20 protein-coding genes are annotated in these 17,977 nt (G+C 57.6%); 16 read left to right on the plus strand and 4 right to left on the minus strand.

Translation table 11 applies throughout. From position 1 onward, the window contains the following. From RMO51_RS00300 to RMO51_RS00350, 11 genes are all read left to right on the plus strand, one after another. Nucleotides 1-221, plus strand: a 221-nt coding sequence (locus RMO51_RS00300; protein ID WP_310390974.1) for a hypothetical protein, incomplete at its 5' end; no start/stop codon positions are given. A 93-nt stretch (nt 222-314) separates the two neighbouring features. Then, on the plus strand, nt 315-536 hold the full coding sequence (locus RMO51_RS00305) for a hypothetical protein (RefSeq protein WP_310390976.1): 222 nt from the start codon (nt 315-317) through the stop codon (nt 534-536). Next, nucleotides 533-796: a Txe/YoeB family addiction module toxin gene (locus RMO51_RS00310; RefSeq protein WP_310390978.1), complete on the plus strand. Its 264-nt coding sequence runs from the start codon at nt 533-535 to the stop codon at nt 794-796. The genes RMO51_RS00305 and RMO51_RS00310 overlap by 4 nt, the downstream gene beginning before the upstream one ends. Nucleotides 797-961: 165 nt before the next feature. Next, the gene (locus RMO51_RS00315; protein WP_310390979.1) at nt 962-1,201 is read left to right on the plus strand and encodes a hypothetical protein; all 240 of its coding nucleotides are present in this window, start codon (nt 962-964) and stop codon (nt 1,199-1,201) included. Further along, the gene (locus RMO51_RS00320) at nt 1,185-1,619 is read left to right on the plus strand and encodes a putative toxin-antitoxin system toxin component, PIN family (RefSeq protein WP_310390981.1); all 435 of its coding nucleotides are present in this window, start codon (nt 1,185-1,187) and stop codon (nt 1,617-1,619) included. The genes RMO51_RS00315 and RMO51_RS00320 overlap by 17 nt, the downstream gene beginning before the upstream one ends. A gap of 62 nt (nt 1,620-1,681) precedes the next feature. Further along, nucleotides 1,682-1,972, plus strand: coding sequence for a hypothetical protein (locus RMO51_RS00325; protein WP_310390982.1), 291 nt, complete (start codon nt 1,682-1,684; stop codon nt 1,970-1,972). Further along, a complete protein-coding gene (locus RMO51_RS00330) occupies nt 1,969-2,424 on the plus strand; it encodes a PIN domain-containing protein (protein WP_310390983.1) in 456 nt (151 codons plus the stop codon). Before RMO51_RS00325 ends, RMO51_RS00330 begins: the two co-directional genes overlap by 4 nt. Before the next feature lie 392 nt (nt 2,425-2,816). Continuing rightward, nucleotides 2,817-4,217 (plus strand): AAA family ATPase, encoded by a 1,401-nt coding sequence (locus tag RMO51_RS00335; protein WP_310390985.1) that lies wholly within the window; start codon nt 2,817-2,819, stop codon nt 4,215-4,217. A gap of 59 nt (nt 4,218-4,276) precedes the next feature. Beyond that, nucleotides 4,277-4,732: a hypothetical protein gene (locus RMO51_RS00340; protein ID WP_310390986.1), complete on the plus strand. Its 456-nt coding sequence runs from the start codon at nt 4,277-4,279 to the stop codon at nt 4,730-4,732. Nucleotides 4,733-4,873: 141 nt separating this feature from the next. Beyond that, nucleotides 4,874-7,483 (plus strand): ATP-dependent chaperone ClpB, encoded by a 2,610-nt coding sequence (gene clpB / locus RMO51_RS00345; protein ID WP_310390988.1) that lies wholly within the window; start codon nt 4,874-4,876, stop codon nt 7,481-7,483. Between the two features lie 304 nt (nt 7,484-7,787). Further along, complete coding sequence (locus tag RMO51_RS00350) at nt 7,788-8,243, plus strand: hypothetical protein (protein ID WP_310390989.1); 456 nt, start codon at nt 7,788-7,790, stop codon at nt 8,241-8,243. A gap of 56 nt (nt 8,244-8,299) precedes the next feature. On the opposite strand, the gene RMO51_RS00355 is transcribed toward RMO51_RS00350, so the two are convergent. The 3 genes from RMO51_RS00355 to RMO51_RS00365 form a co-directional block, all read right to left on the minus strand. Continuing rightward, nucleotides 8,300-8,671: a hypothetical protein gene (locus RMO51_RS00355; protein WP_310390990.1), complete on the minus strand. Its 372-nt coding sequence runs from the start codon at nt 8,669-8,671 to the stop codon at nt 8,300-8,302. Between the two features lie 305 nt (nt 8,672-8,976). Beyond that, nucleotides 8,977-9,381: a putative toxin-antitoxin system toxin component, PIN family gene (locus RMO51_RS00360; RefSeq protein WP_310390992.1), complete on the minus strand. Its 405-nt coding sequence runs from the start codon at nt 9,379-9,381 to the stop codon at nt 8,977-8,979. Then, nucleotides 9,381-9,602, minus strand: coding sequence for a hypothetical protein (locus RMO51_RS00365; protein ID WP_310390993.1), 222 nt, complete (start codon nt 9,600-9,602; stop codon nt 9,381-9,383). Before RMO51_RS00365 ends, RMO51_RS00360 begins: the two co-directional genes overlap by 1 nt. A gap of 207 nt (nt 9,603-9,809) precedes the next feature. Here RMO51_RS00365 and RMO51_RS00370 point away from each other — a divergent pair, with 207 nt between their 5' ends. Further along, nucleotides 9,810-10,034 (plus strand): DUF6364 family protein, encoded by a 225-nt coding sequence (locus RMO51_RS00370; RefSeq protein ID WP_310390995.1) that lies wholly within the window; start codon nt 9,810-9,812, stop codon nt 10,032-10,034. A gap of 14 nt (nt 10,035-10,048) precedes the next feature. After that, nucleotides 10,049-10,348: a PIN domain-containing protein gene (locus RMO51_RS00375; RefSeq protein ID WP_310390998.1), complete on the plus strand. Its 300-nt coding sequence runs from the start codon at nt 10,049-10,051 to the stop codon at nt 10,346-10,348. Nucleotides 10,349-10,586: 238 nt separating this feature from the next. Here the strand turns inward: RMO51_RS00375 and RMO51_RS00380 are convergent, their stop codons facing one another. Further along, on the minus strand, nt 10,587-11,525 hold the full coding sequence (locus RMO51_RS00380) for a hypothetical protein (RefSeq protein ID WP_310390999.1): 939 nt from the start codon (nt 11,523-11,525) through the stop codon (nt 10,587-10,589). A 1,176-nt stretch (nt 11,526-12,701) separates the two neighbouring features. Here RMO51_RS00380 and RMO51_RS00385 point away from each other — a divergent pair. The 3 genes from RMO51_RS00385 to RMO51_RS22545 all read left to right on the plus strand — a co-directional run. Then, nucleotides 12,702-16,862: a T9SS type A sorting domain-containing protein gene (locus RMO51_RS00385; protein WP_310391001.1), complete on the plus strand. Its 4,161-nt coding sequence runs from the start codon at nt 12,702-12,704 to the stop codon at nt 16,860-16,862. Between the two features lie 246 nt (nt 16,863-17,108). Then, nucleotides 17,109-17,702: a HupE/UreJ family protein gene (locus RMO51_RS00390; protein WP_310391003.1), complete on the plus strand. Its 594-nt coding sequence runs from the start codon at nt 17,109-17,111 to the stop codon at nt 17,700-17,702. 152 nt (nt 17,703-17,854) lie between these two features. Beyond that, a partial coding sequence (locus tag RMO51_RS22545) for a helix-turn-helix domain-containing protein (protein ID WP_409025021.1) occupies nt 17,855-17,977 on the plus strand: 123 nt, incomplete at its 3' end.

A 17,977-nucleotide genomic window follows, 5' to 3' on the forward strand; every position in this document is an offset into this window, starting at 1 on the left:
TTTGCCCGCTGGCTTGCTGTTGCAGAATGGCCACAATTTGGGCTTCGCTGAATCGTCCCTTTTTCATGTCTCAGTTGTCAGGTAGTGAAAAATACGCTTTTCTCTACTCACAACTGGCTCACTATCTAGGGAAGCGGACAGGCAATATTGTCAAGGTAGTGGACACAATAGAGGAGTTAAAACCGTTTATTGCAAAACAGGCTGGTGCGACCTTGCCGTAGGGAAAGACTGCCCGCTGCGCCCGCCGCTGCAAAAATGAGGGCTTCTAGGGCAGGCGTCAGGAACTAAGCGGAAACTTTGTAGTTTTGGATTGTATGAAAATCACGCTGGAAATTCCTGATAACAAAGCGGCCTTCATGATGGAGCTGCTGCAAAGCCTGCCGTTTGTGAAAGCCACGCCGGCTCGTACGAAAATCAAGCCGCAGGACGAAACCGAGTATTTGTTGAGCACTAAGGCAAACCGGGAGCGGCTGTTAGGTGCCATTGAGCGACTGGAGCGCGGCAAAGGCCAACAGCACGACCTCATCGACGCATGAGGCTGTCATGGGACGAAGAAGCGTGGGAGCAATACCTGTACTGGCAACGCACGGACCCCGCTATCCTGCGCAAAATCAATGCGCTTTTGAAAGAATGCCTACGCACGCCACTCGCCGGAACCGGTAAACCCGAAGTGTTAAAAGGTGATTTACGGGGCTATTGGTCGCGTCGCATCAACCACGAGCACCGACTTGTGTACAAGGCCACGGCCGACGAATTGCGCGTTGCTGCCTGCCGCTTCCACTACGGCGATGAATAACGCCCCGCTCGCTGCCCCCGCCGCTGGAACGATACCACAGCTTCTGCCCCACGCGGTGGCCATACTCTCCGCCCGCTGCCCCGCCGCTGAAGAAACAGCAGCTTCTGAGGCAGGCGAACCAGCCAAGTTGTATCTTCGTTTTGCAAGGACACTACAATTTTCCTCATGCCAGCCCTACCACTCTTCACCGATTACCAGCAAGTAGCCGAAGCCGTGTTGCGCTTTTCGCCGCGCCAGCAGGCGCTGCTGGCCGGGCGCATTCAGAAGAACTTGGGGAAGCTGGTTGATGCTGCCAGCAGGCAGGTGCAGCACCGGGTAAGCATGGCCGCGTCCGAGTTGACCGAGGCCGACATTGTGCGGGAAGTAGAGGCCATACGCACCGAGCGGCATGCCCGGCGCAAGTAAGCTGCGCGTTATTGCCGATACCAACGCTTGGATAAGCCGGTTCATTCTGCCAAACAGCCTCACCGGCCAGCGGGTGAAGCGGCTTGCTGCTGACAAACGGATAACGCTCGTGTTCAGCCAAGCCTTGAAAGATGAACTGCGGGCAGCGCTGCAGCGGCCCAAGTTCCGGAAGTACATCACCGCCGAAAACCTGACCGTGTTTCGCGCCTATCTCGATGCCTTTCCCGCCACACCGGTCACGTCGGCCGTCGAGTTGTGCCGCGACCCGAAAGACAATTTCCTGCTCAACCTGGCGCTGGACAGCCAAGCCGACTACCTGCTTTCCGGCGATGAGGATTTGCTGGTGCTGGGCAGCGTCGGTTCCACCAGCATTACGACGCTGGCCGAGTTTGCGCAACAGATGGGGTTAGATAAATAACAGTTCCCCCGCCCGCTGCCCCCGCCGCTGAAGAAACGGGAGGCTCTGTGTAGCTTAGTAACATGAGAGTAGCCCTTGAATTAGAATTTCCCGATGAGCAAGCCGCTTCCGTCATGCGAAAGTTACAGGACTTGCCGGAAATGACTATCCGCTTTTTGAAAACCGATGCTTTAGAGCAGCGGAACTCGTTGACTGTACAACATTTCATTGGAAAAGCCCCCTTGTCGGAACAAGAGCAAAACGAATTGCTCGATAAAGTATTTGGCTCTTGGCAGCAGGAGGAAGGGGAGGAAGACCTAATGAGCCAGATTTACGGTTCCCGGCGTGATGCTCCGCGAGAAGTAAACCTATGACGGCTTACCTACTTGATACCAACATCTGCGTTTACCTCATCAACGGCAATTATGAGTTGGCTGCTCGCTTGAGGAGTGTTAAAATCAGCAACTGCTTTTTGAGTGAACTGACTGTAGCCGAGCTTCTTTACGGAGTTGCCAACAGCTCCCCCACGCATCAATTGGCAAACCGCCAGCGGCTCGATAATTTCCTATTGCTATTTGATGAGCGGATTTTGCCTATTTCCGATTCGCTGGAATCCTACGCCCAACAGAAAGCGCATCTAAAACGACTGGGCCGCTTGCAAGGCGAATTCGATATGCTGATTGGCAGCGTCGCCGTAGCCCATCGCCTAACGCTGGTCACGCACAACACCGCTCATTTTTCAAGTATGGCCGGCATTGTATTGGCGGACTGGGTACAGGAACACGAAGACGAACAGTTGAAGGACTCATCAGAAGAAACCAAGTAGCCCCCACCTGCCGCCCCGCCACTGGCACGATACGACAGCTTCTGCCCCACGGCCTCCTCCGCCCGCTGCCCCAGCCGCTGGCACGATATAGGAACTGCTGCCCCACAGCAGCCAAAACCACGGCCGCCCCGCCCGCTGCCCCCGCCGCCGGAACGATACCACAGCTTCTGCCCCACGCCACCCCCGCCCGCTGCCCCCGCCGCTAGAACGATACTACAGCTTCTGCCCCACGGCACCCACAACCGCTGCCCCCACAACACCCCGCCCGCTGCCCCCGCCGCTGAGAGAAACGAGAGCTTCTGTGTAGCTTGCTAACGCATATGAAACAATAAGTTTGGATGTTATACGCATGAGCAACTTTCTCGATAACCTTTTTTGACGCAAACTTTTATATGAAACTCCTTGCTTTTAGAATTCAGAATTTTAAATCAATAATTGATTCGGGGTGGTGCAACGTTTCAAAAGATGGAGTAACATGCTTGATTGGCCAAAATGAGTCTGGTAAGTCCTCTGTTCTTGAGGCTCTGAATTCTTATGGCCTTTATGAAATCGAAGCTGATTTTGTTAGAAGTGATGGTACTACACCGGTAGTCTCATGCAGCTTTGAAGTAGAAGAAAATGTTGCAAGGGCATTGCTTTCCTTCATTCCTGATAAAAAGTATGTAGACAGAATAGTTACCGTAATAAAGAGCCAGGACTGGAAAATGACAAAAACAGCTGCTGCATCAATCGATGGAGAGCTTGAGTTTAGGCAGGAAAAATTTGACGACTCTATAGATAATATAATTTCAGTTATAAATGAGGAATTAAAGTTAGCAAAAGAAGAAGCTGATGCTAAAAGATTAGCGGCAGCATCGAAAATTGCAATGCTTGCCCAAAGTCTTGCTGCCTTGAAAGTTAAAGATGATGAGGAGCAAGATGAGGAAGAGGAAGAGGAAGAAGAGAAGTCTGATAAAGTGATACAACCCACAAAACCTGTTGTAGAGCCTTATATAGATGCTAACATGCTAGCTCAGGCTTTTTATAAATACCAGCCATCATTCGTGTTTTTTAATGACGAATCAAATCTGTTGCCAAATGAAATGGACATAGATGACATAATTGGGTCTAAGCCCATAGATGGGAAACGCGCAGTTCTAAATCTTTTAAAGGTTGGGAAAATTGACATACAGAAGCTGAGAACAGGTAATAGCAGTACAGTTAAGATGTACATGAACTCAGTGAATAAAAATATTACAACAAAATTTCAAGATTTTTGGACTCAGAAAATTGGTAAAGGCAATAAAATATCTGTTGAAATAGAGTTAAAGAATAGAGACGCTAGTTATAAAACTTCTGCTGGCAAGCCATATCTTGAATTCTGGGTGAAAGACGATGAGCATATATTGCACCCAAAGCAAAGGAGCAAAGGCGTGAGGTGGTTTCTATCATTTTATTTGTCACTTAAGGCAGATTCAATGGAAAATAAAAATGCTAAATCAATGTTCTTAATTGATGAGCCAGGCGCAAATTTGCATGCCAGAGCTCAAGAGGATGTTTTGAGTGTATTTGAAGATATTAGACAGACAAACCAAGTATTCTATTCAACACATTCTCAACATCTAATAGAATTCAAAAATTTACATCGATTGTTAGCCATTCAAAGAAGAGATGATTCAGATGAGTCGAGTGAAACTATTATTATTCCAGCTTACCAGTTAGGCACTGCATCTACTAATACTCTAGCTCCAATTTTGGAACATATGGGTATTGACCTGTCAAATCAGAATGTTATCGCAAAAAAAACAACATAATACTAGAGGAGATAAGCGCATATTATTATCTTTTAGCACTTGAACTGCTTACCTCGAATATGCATTATAACTACCTGCCAGCAACAGGTGTAACTAATATTGAACAGTTAGCTTTACTTCTTACAGGTTGGGGTATCAGTTTTGGTATTGTTTTCGACGACGACAGTGCTGGTAGAAGAGTCTTCAATAGTATCAAAAAAACTCTCTACCAGGATAATGACGTTGAAGCACGCAAGAATATATATAAAATAAAAGATTGTGACGGAATCGAGGACTTATTTAGCCAGAACGATTTCTATAAAGTCCTATTGCAACACAATTCTTTTACTGCATCTACCAAGCAAAATTCTGAGCTTGCTAAAGACCTTCGTATTTCCAAACCGGTTATTGCATTTGATTTCTACTTACGTGTGAAAGATGGGAGATTAATCAAGGCAGATTTGGAAGTTGCTACGCTAACGAAGTTTAAAGCTTTAATGACCTCTATAAATACTATTGTGGCTAATCAGCAATAACAACTGAGTCATAATGTCCGAAATTACACCCCGCTGTGTGATTGTTTACGCCTAAAAGTCCGAAAAACTACACTCGCACCTCCTTTGCTAGTCCCTTCGTAGAACTTCTACCCTGGAAGCACCTACTTAGAGACTCGCATCATGGACTTTAAAAACTTCACCATCAAGGCACAGGAGGCCGTGCAGAAGGCCACCGAAATAGCCGGCGGCAACCAGCAGCAGGCCGTCGAGACGGGCCATTTGCTGAAGGGCCTCTTCCAGAGCGACGAGAGCGTCTTCTCGTTTCTGGCCAACAAGCTGGGCGCCAACCTCAATATTCTCACGCCGCGGCTCGATGCCATTGTGGCCGCCTACCCGAAGGTGAGCGGCGGCTCGCCCTACTTCGCCAACGAGGCCGCCGCCGCCGTGCAGCGCGCTAATGCGGCCATGAAGGACCTCGGCGACGAGTTCGTGTCCGTCGAGCACCTGCTGCTGGGCATCCTCGGCGGCAAGGATGCCGTGGCCACGCTGCTCAAAGACACCGGCTTCAACGACAAGGACCTGAAGGCCGCCATCCAGGAGCTGCGCGGCGGGCGCAAAGTCACCAGCCAGAGCGCCGAAGACCAGTACCAGAGCCTGAACCGCTACGCCGTGAACCTCAACGAGCAGGTGCGGCGCGGCAAGATGGACCCCGTGATTGGCCGCGACGAGGAAATCCGCCGCGTGCTGCAAATCCTCTCGCGCCGCACCAAAAACAACCCCGTGCTGCTCGGCGAGCCCGGCGTGGGCAAAACCGCCATCGTGGAGGGCCTGGCCCAGCGCATCGTGGCCGGCGACGTGCCCGAAAACCTGCGCGACAAAGTCATCATGAGCCTCGACATGGGCCTGCTCGTGGCTGGCGCCAAGTACAAGGGCGAGTTTGAGGAGCGCCTGAAGGCCGTCATCAAGGAAGTGACCGACTCCGACGGCCAGATTGTGCTCTTCATCGACGAGATGCACACCCTCATCGGGGCCGGCGGCGGGGGCGAGGGCGCCATGGACGCCGCCAACCTGCTCAAGCCCGCCCTGGCGCGCGGCGAGCTGCACGCCATCGGCGCCACCACGCTCAAGGAATACCAGAAATACATCGAGAAGGACAAGGCCCTGGAGCGCCGTTTCCAGGCCGTGCTGGTGGACGAGCCGACCATTGAGGACGCCATCAGCATCATGCGCGGCATCAAGGAAAAGTACGAGCTGCACCACGGCGTGCGCATCACCGACGACGCCGTGATTGCGGCCGTGGAGCTGAGCGCCCGCTACATCACCGACCGGTTTCTGCCCGACAAGGCCATCGACCTCATGGACGAGGCCGCCGCCAAGCTCCGCATCGAGCTGAATTCCATGCCCGTGGAGCTGGACGAAATCCAGCGCCGCATCATGCAGCTGGAGATTGAGCGCGAAGCCATCCGCCGCGAAGACAACCGTGACCGCGAAGCCATCCTCAGCAAGGACCTGGCCGAGCTAAACGACAAGCGCGACAGCCTCAAAGCCCGCTGGGAAGGCGAAAAAGCCGTCCTCACCGGCATTCAAACCCAAAAAGAAGCCATCGAGCAATTCAAGCTGGAAGCCGAGCAGGCCGAGCGCCAGGGCGATTATGCACGGGTAGCGGAGCTGCGCTACGGCAAGATTCAGGAGGCCGAAGCCAAGCTGAAAACCTTGCAGGAAGAAGCCGCGGCCAACAAAGACGGCGGCGCCATGCTCCAGGAAGTCGTCACGAGCGAGTCCATCGCCGAAGTGGTGGCCAAGTGGACGGGCATCCCGGTGAGCAAAATGCTGCAATCGGACCGCGAGAAGCTGCTGAATCTCGAAGCCGAGCTGGGGAAACGAGTAGCCGGCCAGGCGGAGGCCATCGCGGCCATTTCCGACGCCGTGCGCCGTTCCCGCGCCGGCCTGCAAGACCCCAAGCGGCCCATCGGCTCGTTCATTTTCCTGGGCACCACCGGCGTGGGCAAAACCGAGCTGGCCAAGGCCTTAGCCGAGTATTTGTTCAACGACGAAAACGCCATGGTCCGCATCGACATGAGCGAGTACCAGGAGCGCCACGCCACCTCGCGCCTGATAGGCGCGCCTCCCGGCTACGTGGGCTACGACGAAGGCGGCCAGCTCACGGAGGCCGTGCGCCGCAAGCCCTACTCGGTGGTGCTGCTCGACGAAATCGAGAAAGCGCACCCCGACGTGTTCAACATCCTGCTGCAAGTGCTCGACGACGGCCGCCTCACCGACAACAAAGGCCGGGTGGCGAACTTCAAGAACACCATCATCATCATGACCTCGAACACCGGGGCCGACCTCATCCAGAAGAACTTCAAGGAGCTCAACGAGTTCAACCACGAGGAGGTCGTCGACCGCACCCGCGACGAAGTGCTGGAGCGCCTCAAGCAGCACATGCGCCCCGAGTTCCTGAACCGCATCGACGAAATCGTGATGTTTCAGCCCCTCAAGCGCAAGGAAATCCGCCGCATCGTCGACATCCAGTTCCGGCAAATCCAGCAGCGCCTGGCCGAGGCCGGCATCCAGCTCGAAGCCACCAGCGAAGTGCTCGACCACCTGGGCGAAGCCGGCTTCGACCCGCAGTTCGGTGCCCGCCCGCTCAAGCGTGTGCTCCAGCGCGTGATTCTGAACGAGCTGTCGAAGGACATTCTCTCCGGCCGCGTGAGCAAAGACGCCGTGGTAGAAGCCGTGCTGGAAGACGGCGCGGTGAAGTTCGAGAACGTGGAAATGCCGGCGGTGTAATTTGGTTGGTTGTGTATGGGAAAGCCCCGTCAGTGTCGTGCTGGCGGGACTTTTTGTTATTTGGTTTTGTAATAGGCAGAGTCGTTTCCATTCGACCTGTGGTGCATGAGTACAGGGAAATCCATGAAACTTGGATGTAAAAGTACCTATACTACCGACACCAAAGGTTGGGCACCAATGTCAGAGGCTCACTTGGTGGAGACCATCCGAATGTTGCTTACATTTGCAATGGTGATGCTGCCAGCAGTATAACATTTGTCTTTAGCACATCTTTGCTTTTCAAACAACTTAATTTAAATAAGACATGGTTATTGAGCGCAATGCATTGAAAGAATCATTATTTAGAAAAGTTACCGTGCATAAATCATCGATTACTGACGCGGTTAAGATGTTCGGTAATGAATACAGGGTGTTTGAACATAATAGCTTTAGCAGAGAGCATAGATATGCCTCTTTTGGGCTATCATTTTTTTACAAAATAGCTGATTCTAAGCAGACCATTTTTATCATAAAGATTTATCAGCCATTTGCTAGCAAAACATCAGATGGTTTGAAAGTGGGAGAATCTACTTTGATAGATGTTTTTTCAGCCTTTAAGAGTCATGGTAAGTTTCAGCGAAACCCTGTAAGTGACCCTTTGGCTTACTTTGCATATGATTCAATAGCGTTTGGGTTTAATCTTAGCGAAAACGGAATGCTAGGTCTGTTTGATTTAGAGGTTGAAGCTAATAAAGAAATCGAGATGATTAAATTATTTTAAATCTATAGGCATAAAAAAAGCGACAGTCACCTGTCGCTTTTTTTATGCCTAATCGGCTATGTAATACTTTGTCCAATAGAATATTGCTCAAATTTCTGCCCTCGCACTGAAATCAAAGTATCTGCGCTCTGTAAATTATTAGGGTTTGCATTTAATTTCTCTTTTTCCATAAGCATTTCGTTTTTTAAGGTGTTCAATTCTTTGTAATCGTTAAACATTTTAACTGCGGTAACTAAAGGTGTTGCCAACATCATTAAGGTCAGAAAAATAATTCTGGCCCTTATTGCAAAGTTGCTTGCGAGTACAGAATGATACCAGTTTACGAGAGTGGAAACGAGCTCATCTACTTTATCGGACTTCTCACTTGAGTGCTCGCTAAAGGATTCACACACACTCCGATTAAGTTTGTGCGAATCAGATGCAAACATAATAATAAATATTTAAAATAAATATGTATTATTATGAATTTTCAATTTAGATTTAACGAATCTGGCTTTAACTGATATTCCAACTGCTTCTCCAGCCTCTCCAGTTCCTAGGGAAGCCCCAAAAGGACTTTTAGGCCCTACTTGGGAGCCAAATGAGCCCCAAAACAGCTTTTGCGGCCTACCTGGCTAATAGGTACGCCTGCCGAAACTCCCGCTACCCCGGCCGCGGCAGCCACGGCGGCGGGGCGGGGGGGCAAAAAAAGCCCCACCAGCATATTGCTGGCGGGGCTTTCATATTCAACCTATCAAATGCCACCTAGAAATTCCTGCAAGCTGATGACGGGTACTCGTGGAAACTCCAGCTGCTTGAGCACCTCAAAGTGCCGGTCATTGGTGACCAGATAATCGGCGTTGGCGGCAATGGCTACGTCCACGAATTTGTTGTCGTCCGGGTCGGCTTCAATCAGTTGCCATTTGTAATAGGCTTCTTGTAAATAGGTATTGGAAGCCGTAATCAGCACTTCGTGAACTTGCTGGGCGGTGCCAGCCGAGTAGCGGTGCGTCACTTGCTCCTCATATTCCGTCAGGATTTCGTTGCTGATTACCCATTCGAATGCCTTCGCCATGAACAATTCATAAAGCTTGAAATAAACGCCGCGTGGGTTAATCGAAGCCAGCAGACAATTGGTGTCTACTACCAGACGCTGCATCAGGATGGGTCGTTCAGCATGGCCTCAATGTCGGCTGCGGCATAGCCGCGTTCCTCGTTCACACGCTCTACCTCTGCCAGCAACTTTTTTGACATGTGCGCGACCACCAACTCCCGAATTTCCAGGGTGTCTTCGTCGCTCATGCCGCGCTCAAATAAACGGAGTAAACTAATTTGTAAGCTATTGAGCTTGGTGGGCTGGATGGGAGCAGTGGGAGTCATGTCAATGATGCGTAGAGGTCAGCAGCAAGTTAACGCCGAAGGTCTACAAAATGGTGCGAATTGCTGCGCTGGTCCCCTGATTCGCTACTGCACACCCGCGAGAAACTCCCGCTACCCATGCCGCGGCAGCCACGGCGGCAGTAGCGGAGATGGAAACCAGTCTCATGCAGCCGGCGTTATCTTTACTTCAACCTATTTCCTCCGGTCATGTCCATTACCCTTGAGTTGAGCGACGAAGTGACCCAGCAGGCTGAGCAATACGCCCAGCAGCAGGGCCGTAGCTTGGCGGCGCTGGTGGAGGAGTATTTGCGCCAAGTGGTAGCAAAATCGACTGCTCAACCGCTGGCCCCGGCCGTGGCAGAACTGTATGGCATCTTGTCCCTGCCGGACGATTTCGATTATAAGACGCAACCCGACGACCCGGCTTTGTAATGTGTCACTTCTTTTTGGATACCAACGTCGTGTTCGACTACCTGGGGCGGCGCGAGCCGAACGGCGCGGCTGCGGCGGCCTTATTCCAGGCAGCAGCATACGAGGGCCGAGCTACGCTGCATGTGGCGAGCCTGTGTTTTAGCCACGTATTTTACACGTTGCGCAAGCAGTTCGGCGCGCAACCGGCGCGGGAGGCGTTGCGCAAACTGGCGCGGTTGGTGCGCGTGGTGGCGGTGGATGCCGCCGTGGTGCAAGCCGCGTTGGATTCGGACTTTGTTGACGTGGAAGATGCCATCAATACTTCGCCGCGCTGAGCGTACCGAACCTGGCCGCCGTTGCTACTGGTGACCCAAAAGGTTTCAGGGCTGGGGAATTGTTGGTCACTCGCCCGGGTGAGGCGCAGCGGTTGTTAGCTGTGTGACTGCTGCCACTGGTACCGCGGGGGCCCGGGCGCGGGGCCGTGCTTGGTGAAGAGCATCGGTCAGAGCAGGCAGCTGGAATCGTGCGCCTGACAAACGGAGCAATGGCTGCTTAGCAGCTCAATTTCTCGCTTCAGCGGCGGGCCGCTTTGCGCTCCATTTTTTCGCGGTAAGTACGCCCCGCCGCAATATGCTTTTCCTTCAGCTGCGCCCGGAGCGCGTGGGGCAGGGGGCCGCCGGCCAGGTAGCTGGCGCGTAGGGTTGCAAACTTGGCGTCCGTGTAGGGCGCGTTGTGAATGAACATGTACGCCACCCCGCCCGTCATTAGCAGGAGGCCCGCGGCCACCTGCCCGCCGGAAGGTTCGCTGCTCTGGGGCTGCACCGAGGGAGGAGCAGAGGTATTCGTTTTGGCGGCGCCCGTCATCAAGCGCAGCCCGGGCAAAGCCAGCAGAATGGGCAATCGCCCGCCCAACTGCTTGGCATTGAACAGCCCTTGCACGGCATCAAGCGTGTCTTGCCGAGCATCGGCCAGGAGTTGGGCCGGGGTAGGGGCGGGGCTGCCGGGGAAAGGGGTACCCGGGGCGAGGCCTTTTGCCAGCAAGGGGTTACCGGCAGAAGCCGTGCCGTGCAGCGGAGCGAAATTGCCGCGCAGGCGGCGCGTCACGTTGGCCGGCAAATGACCGGTGGCAGCCAGTTCGCTCAACACTTGCCGCTCGCGGCCGGGCCGAAATTGAATGCGCTTGTTCAGTCCAATCAACAGGAAAGCCGAGCCGGCCACCACCCCGGGCGCCCAAACTCCGGCGCTGGTGCTTTGCTGGGCTGGTAAGGTGGAAGCCAGGATGCCGGCGGTGCCCAGCGCCAGCCAGCCCACGCCGCCCCCGCGCCGGCTCCGAAACAGCTCGTGGACGGCGCGGGCCGTGTCGGCGCGGGTCAGGTAGCTGCCCATGGCGGGGGCCGCGGCGGGGGCCGCGGCCGGAGCGGGCGCAGCCGTGGGCAGGGTTTGCGCGTTAGCGGTGGCAATGATTGCGGACAGCTGTAGAATAGCGCAGAAGAGTTGGAATGAATGAAACACGTTGATAACTAAAATGCTAGTTGAAAATGCTCGCGTGGCAACCGAGCAGCGGTAAACGGCGCTGACAGGCGCACGAACATCTTACCTATCAAAGCAAATGTAGCCAGAGCAGGCCGCTGCGCCCGCGAGTCCCTGTCGTTTCGCGCGCGCTCCGGCGAGTCACGGGAGTACCTTCGCCGCCTGCTTCCGCTTTGGCTTTGTGCGCACCGGCACCCTTCAACGGGGGCGGCCCGCGCTTTGGTTAGCCGCACGTCGGCATCGACAGCCCGGCAACTTTCGCTGCTTGCGCCACGGCCGCGGGCCGCCCCAGAGCAAGGCTGGCCGGCGGGGAGCCGAGAAGCCGAGAAGATTTCTCAGAACCCATCCGAAAAATAAATAGAACGTCATGCTGAGCTTGCCGAAGCATCTCGCCCGCTTCGTTGAACGGTTTTGACGAAGCGGGCGAGATGCTTCGGCAGGCTCAGCATGACGGGCGGGTGCGCAGCCGAAGTATTTCTCGGATAGGTTCTTACACGACATTCGACGATGGCTGCACCAACTGCCTTTACCCGCCAACAAGTGGCAGCCAACGCACGACCGGTGCGGGTAATGGCCGGCCCCGTTCCAGCGCCCGCCACGGCCAGCCGTTCGCGGCGGGCGCCGTAACCGGCCGGGCACGTGGAAGCTACGAGGCACTACCGCCTCGGCGATGCGTTAGCCGCATTCGTTGCGCCCGGTAAACACTCGACTACTCACCCCTTGCCAAAACATTTTTTGGCAAATACGGCGCAACACGGGTGGGCTGGTGTGCCGGTTATTTCGCGAAGGCCACATCTTGTTATTCTCGTAAAGCGCGCGACGCAAGGAGATTAGCTGGGGACAGTCAATTTTGGGCGTAGAACTTCTGGCTGATTTTTTTGTAGCCGTTGCTTCTCATGGTGGAAAACGGCTTTTTAATTCAGCAGAGTGGGGGATGGCAAGAGCCGGCAGAGCCAGATTAATCGGTATATTTCCGACTCTTTGGAAACAATAAATCGGTGTTATAGAACTATTTAGAAAAGCTAACAGACAATTTTCTGCGGACCTGACAACTCGTGGGTGTCCATTTTTATCATCCGTTTCTTTCATCACCTAATTTTTCACTCAATCATTCTTTTTCTCCGCATGATGCAATACCTACCAGCTAATCCCCTAACAGTGAGAAGAATTGCCCGAAAATCTCCCTTCTGGAAGCCCGCTTTGGCGGCTGCGCTGGGACTGCTGGGGCTGGGCCCCGCCTTTGGGCAACAAGCCATGCGGCTGAAGCCCACGGCAGTGGTCGCGCGCGCGCGGCCGGCCCTGCCCGCGCCGATGGCTCCGGCCAGGCTGGAAGTGGCTAGCCCACCGGTCCGCCACCGCGGCATCCTGGCCGCCATCGTCTCCACTGCCACGGGCGGCAACTGGAGCGACCCGACCACCTGGGTGGGGGGCGTGGTACCCACCGCTGCCGATGACGTCACCGTTGCGGCCGGTGCGACCGTGACCCTGGATGTGGCCGCCGCCGCGGGCTCGCTGACTGTGGCCGCCACGGGCGCGCTGCTCACCTCGGCCACCACGGCCTACCAGCTGCAGGTGGCCGGCAGCGTGACCAACAACGGCACGCTCGACCTGAGCAGCAGCGCCACCATCGGCTCCGACCTCCGCTTCACGGGGGCCGGCAGCGTCACCTTCGGCGGCACGGGCACCACCGACCTCCAAACGGTGACCCTGGCCAAGGCCGTGCGCGCCGACGTGGTGGACCTGGACCTGCCGACGCTGTCGGTGAAAGGCAGCGCCACCGCCGGCGACGGCTTCCTGCTCACGCGCACCACGGCGGCCACTCCCGCCGACGACATGACCGGTACCCTGAAAATCTCGGGCACGGCCTCCCGCAGCAGCCAGGTGGTGGGCGGCACGGCGGGCAGCTACGTCATCCCCGCCACCGGCGGGCTGTGGCTCAACAACCCCAACTTCACTGTGGCGGGCCGCAACGGCTCGCCCGTGGTGAGTGGCTCGCTGCGCGTTTCGGCGGGCACATTCAACGTGGGCACCAGCATCGGCAACTCGCTCACCTTTGGCTCCGGGGCCGCATACACCCAGGAGGGGGGCACGGTGAACGTGGCCGGTCGGTTCAGCAATGGCGGCCTGCCCATCACCTTCACGCTGAGCGGCGGCACCCTGAACAACATGGTCATTGGCAGCACCTCGTCCAACTCCAGCTTCGGGCTGTTTGCGGCCACGGGCGTTGCGGTTTCGGCCGTCGTTGTGGATATTTCGGGCGGCACCATCAACCTGGTAAACCGCAACGGCGCGGCCACGCCGGGCCTGGACTACAACGTGACGGGCACGCCCAACATCACGGGCGGCACGCTGCAAGTGGGCACGGCCGCCACGGCCACCAACTTCAACTTCCGCCTCAACGGCTACACGCCGAGCGTCGTGGTCGACAACACCGGCACGGCCAAAACGGCCACGCAGGCGGGCACCGTCGTCAACTTCGGCACGCTGCTGGTTACCACCGGGGCCACGTTCAACCTGGGCGCCACCACGTTGGTGCAGCTCGGCGCAAGCATTACCAACAACGGAACCTTTACCGCAAGCACCGTCGCGACCCCGACCACCGATGGCAGCCGCTTGTACTTCCAGGGCAATGCCGCGCAAACCATCGGCGGTACGGGCACGTTCACGAGCCCCATCAGCCAAGTATCATTCGATAACAGCGGCCCGGGGGTTTCCATCAACGTTCCGCTCGTCACGCGCAACGTCGCCATGTTTCAGGGCAACGTTTTGAACGCTAATAACCTGACTGTTTTCGGGTCAGGTAATAGTCTGGCCTTGATTTCGTACGGCACGACCGCGCCCACCGCTTCCGCTGGCACGTTCGATGTGAGCCCCACGTTTAACATCACGGCTCCTTCAGGCCTGTACTTAATTTACAATCCCGAAACAACCGCCCGTACAACAGGCCTCGAAATTCCCGCCACCCGCAGTGCCCTCTACCTCGACATCAATAATCCGCAGGGCGTGACGCTGGCGGGGGGAAACCTGACCGTAACCGGCGGTTTCGACTCGTTCACGCTCACTTCCGGCGTTCTGACCACCTCGGCTGCCAGCAAGGTGATTGTAGCCAAAGCGGCAGCCATCTACCCCACCGGCTCGGCTACCTCCTACGTGAACGGCCCGCTGGGCATCACGGTCAACAGCGCCCCGGCCGTGGCGCGCACGTTTGCCGTGGGCGACGCCGCCGGCTGGCGGCCGGTGGTGGTGGCGGGCATTGTCGCCAGCACCGACCAAACGTTTACGGCCACGGTGGTGAGCGGGGCCACGGGCGGTGCGGGCGAGGCGCCGGTGACCAACCTGAACCCCACCCGCTACGTGCGCCTCGAAAACTCGGCCAGCCTGCCGGCCACCGCCACGGTGCAGCTGAGCGCCGGCGCCGACGACGTAGTGGGCAACGCGGCCACCGCCGTGGTGGCCCAGGCCGACGCGGCCGACGGCGCCTACGCCTCGATTGGGGGGGCGGCCGCTACGGGGCCCGCTCCGGGCACGGTGTCAACCCTTGCCCTGACGCCCGGCAGCGATTTCTTCGTGCTGGCCAATACGGAAGGCGGCGCGCTCACGAGCTCGGTGGCCGCCGTGTGCACCGGCCCCAATTCCGGTACCCTCACGCTGACCAACAGCGTGGGCACCGTGGAGAAATACCAGGCCGACAGCGGCTCGGGCTTCGTGGACGTGGCCGGCGCCAATACGACGGCCACGCTGGCTTTCACCAACCTGACCGTCACTACCACGTTCCGCGCCGTCATCACCACGGCCGATGGCCGCACGGTGTTCTCCGCGCCGGTGACGGTGATAGTTTACCCCTTGCCCGCCGCCAGCCTGACCGCCAGCACGCCCACCACCTTCTGCGGTTCCGGCACCCTGACCTTGGAGGCCGTGCCGGTTGCAGGCGCCATGTACCAGTACCAGCTCAACGGCGCCGACATTGCCGGCGCCACCAGCGCCACGTACACGGCCACGGTTTCGGCCGGTGGTGTGTACACCGTGGTGGTGACCAGCGCGGTGGGCTGCTCGGCTACTTCGGCTCCGGTGGCGGTGACGGTGAACCCGGCTACTACGGCCACGTTCGCCTATGCTGGTGCGACGTTCTGCGCCAGCGGCCCCAACCCCACGCCCACGGTGACGGGCACGGCCGGTGGCACGTTCTCTTCGACCACGGGCTTGAGCCTTGATGCTGCCACCGGCGTCATCAACCTGGCGGCCAGCACCCTGGGTACTTACGTGGTGACCTACAGCGTCGGCGGCACCTGCCCGTCGACGGCGACAGCTTCGGTGACGGTGACCAGCGCGCCGCTTGCTGCCTTCTCGTATGCCAGCGCCGCGTATTGCGTGGGCGGTGCGCCCAACCCGACGCCCGCCTTCGCGCCGGGTGCCAGCGCCGGGGTGTTCTCCTCCACGGCGGGCCTGATAATTAACGCCACCACCGGCGCCCTCACGCTGGCAAGCAGCACGCCGGGTACTTACACCGTGACCAACACCATAGCCGCTTCAGGAGGCTGCGCGGCGGCCACGGCCACCACGAGCGTCACCATCAACGCGGCGCCCACGGCAGCCATCGCCACCACCACGCCCACCACCTTCTGCCAAGGGGGCTCGGTGGTGCTGACGGCCCCGGCGGGTGCTGGCAACACCTACCAGTTCCAACTGAACGGCGCCAACATTGCGGGCGCCACTTCGGCCACCTACACCGCCACGGCCGGCGGTGCCTACACGGTGATTGTGACCAACGCGGGGAGCTGCTCGGCTACTTCGGCCGCCACCGCGGTGGTGGTGAATGCTCTGCCGGCCACGCCGACCATTAGCGTTGCGTACAACGGCGCGACCACGACGCTCACTTCGAGCGCGACCACCGGCAACCAGTTTTTCCTCAATGGCGTGGCCATTGCGGGGGCCACCGGCCAAACCTACGTGGTGAACGGCACGCCGGCCCAGCTCGGGGCCTACACCGTGGTCACGACCAACGCCAACGGCTGCGCCTCGGCGCCGTCGCTCCCGCTCACGGTGACGTCCAGCCGCAAGCCGCTGGCCGGCAGCTCGCTGAGCGTGTTCCCAAACCCGACCCGCGACGGCCAGCTGCGCGTGCAGCTGACCGGCTACCGCAAGGCGACCGAGCTGACCGTGTTCAACGCCCTGGGCCAGGTGGTGTTCACTGTTGCGGTGCCCGCCTCGGCTGGTACCACCACGCAGGCAGTGAATCTGGCGTCCCTGCCCTCGGGCATCTACGTCCTGCGGGCCAAAACCGAGGGCGGCCTCGACACCCGCCGCATCGTGAAAGAATAGCCGGGTAACCATTCCTTGGTGAAATCCTTGGTGAAAAAAGCCCTGGCCGCGTGGTCAGGGCTTTTTTTTGTGCTGCCATTCAGATGTGGCTGGCGCACCTGCTGGCTGCGCGTTGCTGGCTGGCGTGCGTCTCCGACGCGCTGCCTACTGGTTTTGCGTCTTTGACGCGGGCGGCGGGCGCCTGAAGTAACTTGCGAAAACGGGCACGCCCCCGCATCCTCCTTCGCGACGAGTATAGCATAATGAATGTCCGTTTTTCAAACCTACCTGGAGCTTGGCTTCCTGCACATTTGCACGCCGCGGGCAGCCGACCACCTCACGTTCCTGCTGGCTCTGTGCGCGCCCTACGTGCTGGCCGACTGGCGGCGGGTGCTGGCCCTGGTCACCAGCTTCACGGTGGGGCACTCGCTCACGCTGGCGCTGGCCACGCTGGGCCTGGTGGCGTTTAATCCCGCCATTACTGAGGCCCTGATTCCGCTCACCATTATGGTCACGGCGCTGGTCAATCTGCGCGGGGCCAACCAGATGCTGGCCCCCCGGGCGCCCGTGTTGGCCGCCGTGCCCAACGCCTTGGCGCTGGGGTTTGGCCTCGTGCACGGCCTGGGGTTCTCCAACTACCTGCGGGCCTTGCTGGGGGCCAACAGCCGCCCGATGCAGGAACTGTTCGCCTTTAACGTGGGCGTTGAAATCGGCCAGGTGCTGGTGGTGGCCACCATCCTGCTGGTGGGGGCGGGGCTGCTGCGCGGGCTGCGCGTGGCCCGGCGCGACTGGTTGCTGACCACCAGCGGCGCGGCGCTGGGCATCGCGGCCGTGCTGCTGCTCCAGCAGCTGTGGCCGTAGCGGGCGGCGGGCGCCCCGGCCGGCGCTGGGGCAGGCCGCGCCCGGGCTAATATTTTTAAGATTCAAATAAAAAATATTAGAAGCTGTTTTCTAATATTTTCCGTGCTGCATTCAAAAATATTAGACCCGGGCGGCACCGCCCGCCGCCGCACATGAGCTACGCCCCCGACCTGTGCCGGGTGCGCGCGCGCTTTGGCCTGCGTCAGGCCGAGCTGGCAGCCTGGCTTGGCGTGAGCCAGTCGCAGCTGGCCCGCATCGAAACCGGCCACGACCCG

The organism is Hymenobacter sp., from assembly GCF_031398885.1.
In the GTDB taxonomy this organism is placed as follows: Bacteria; Bacteroidota; Bacteroidia; order Cytophagales; family Hymenobacteraceae; genus Hymenobacter.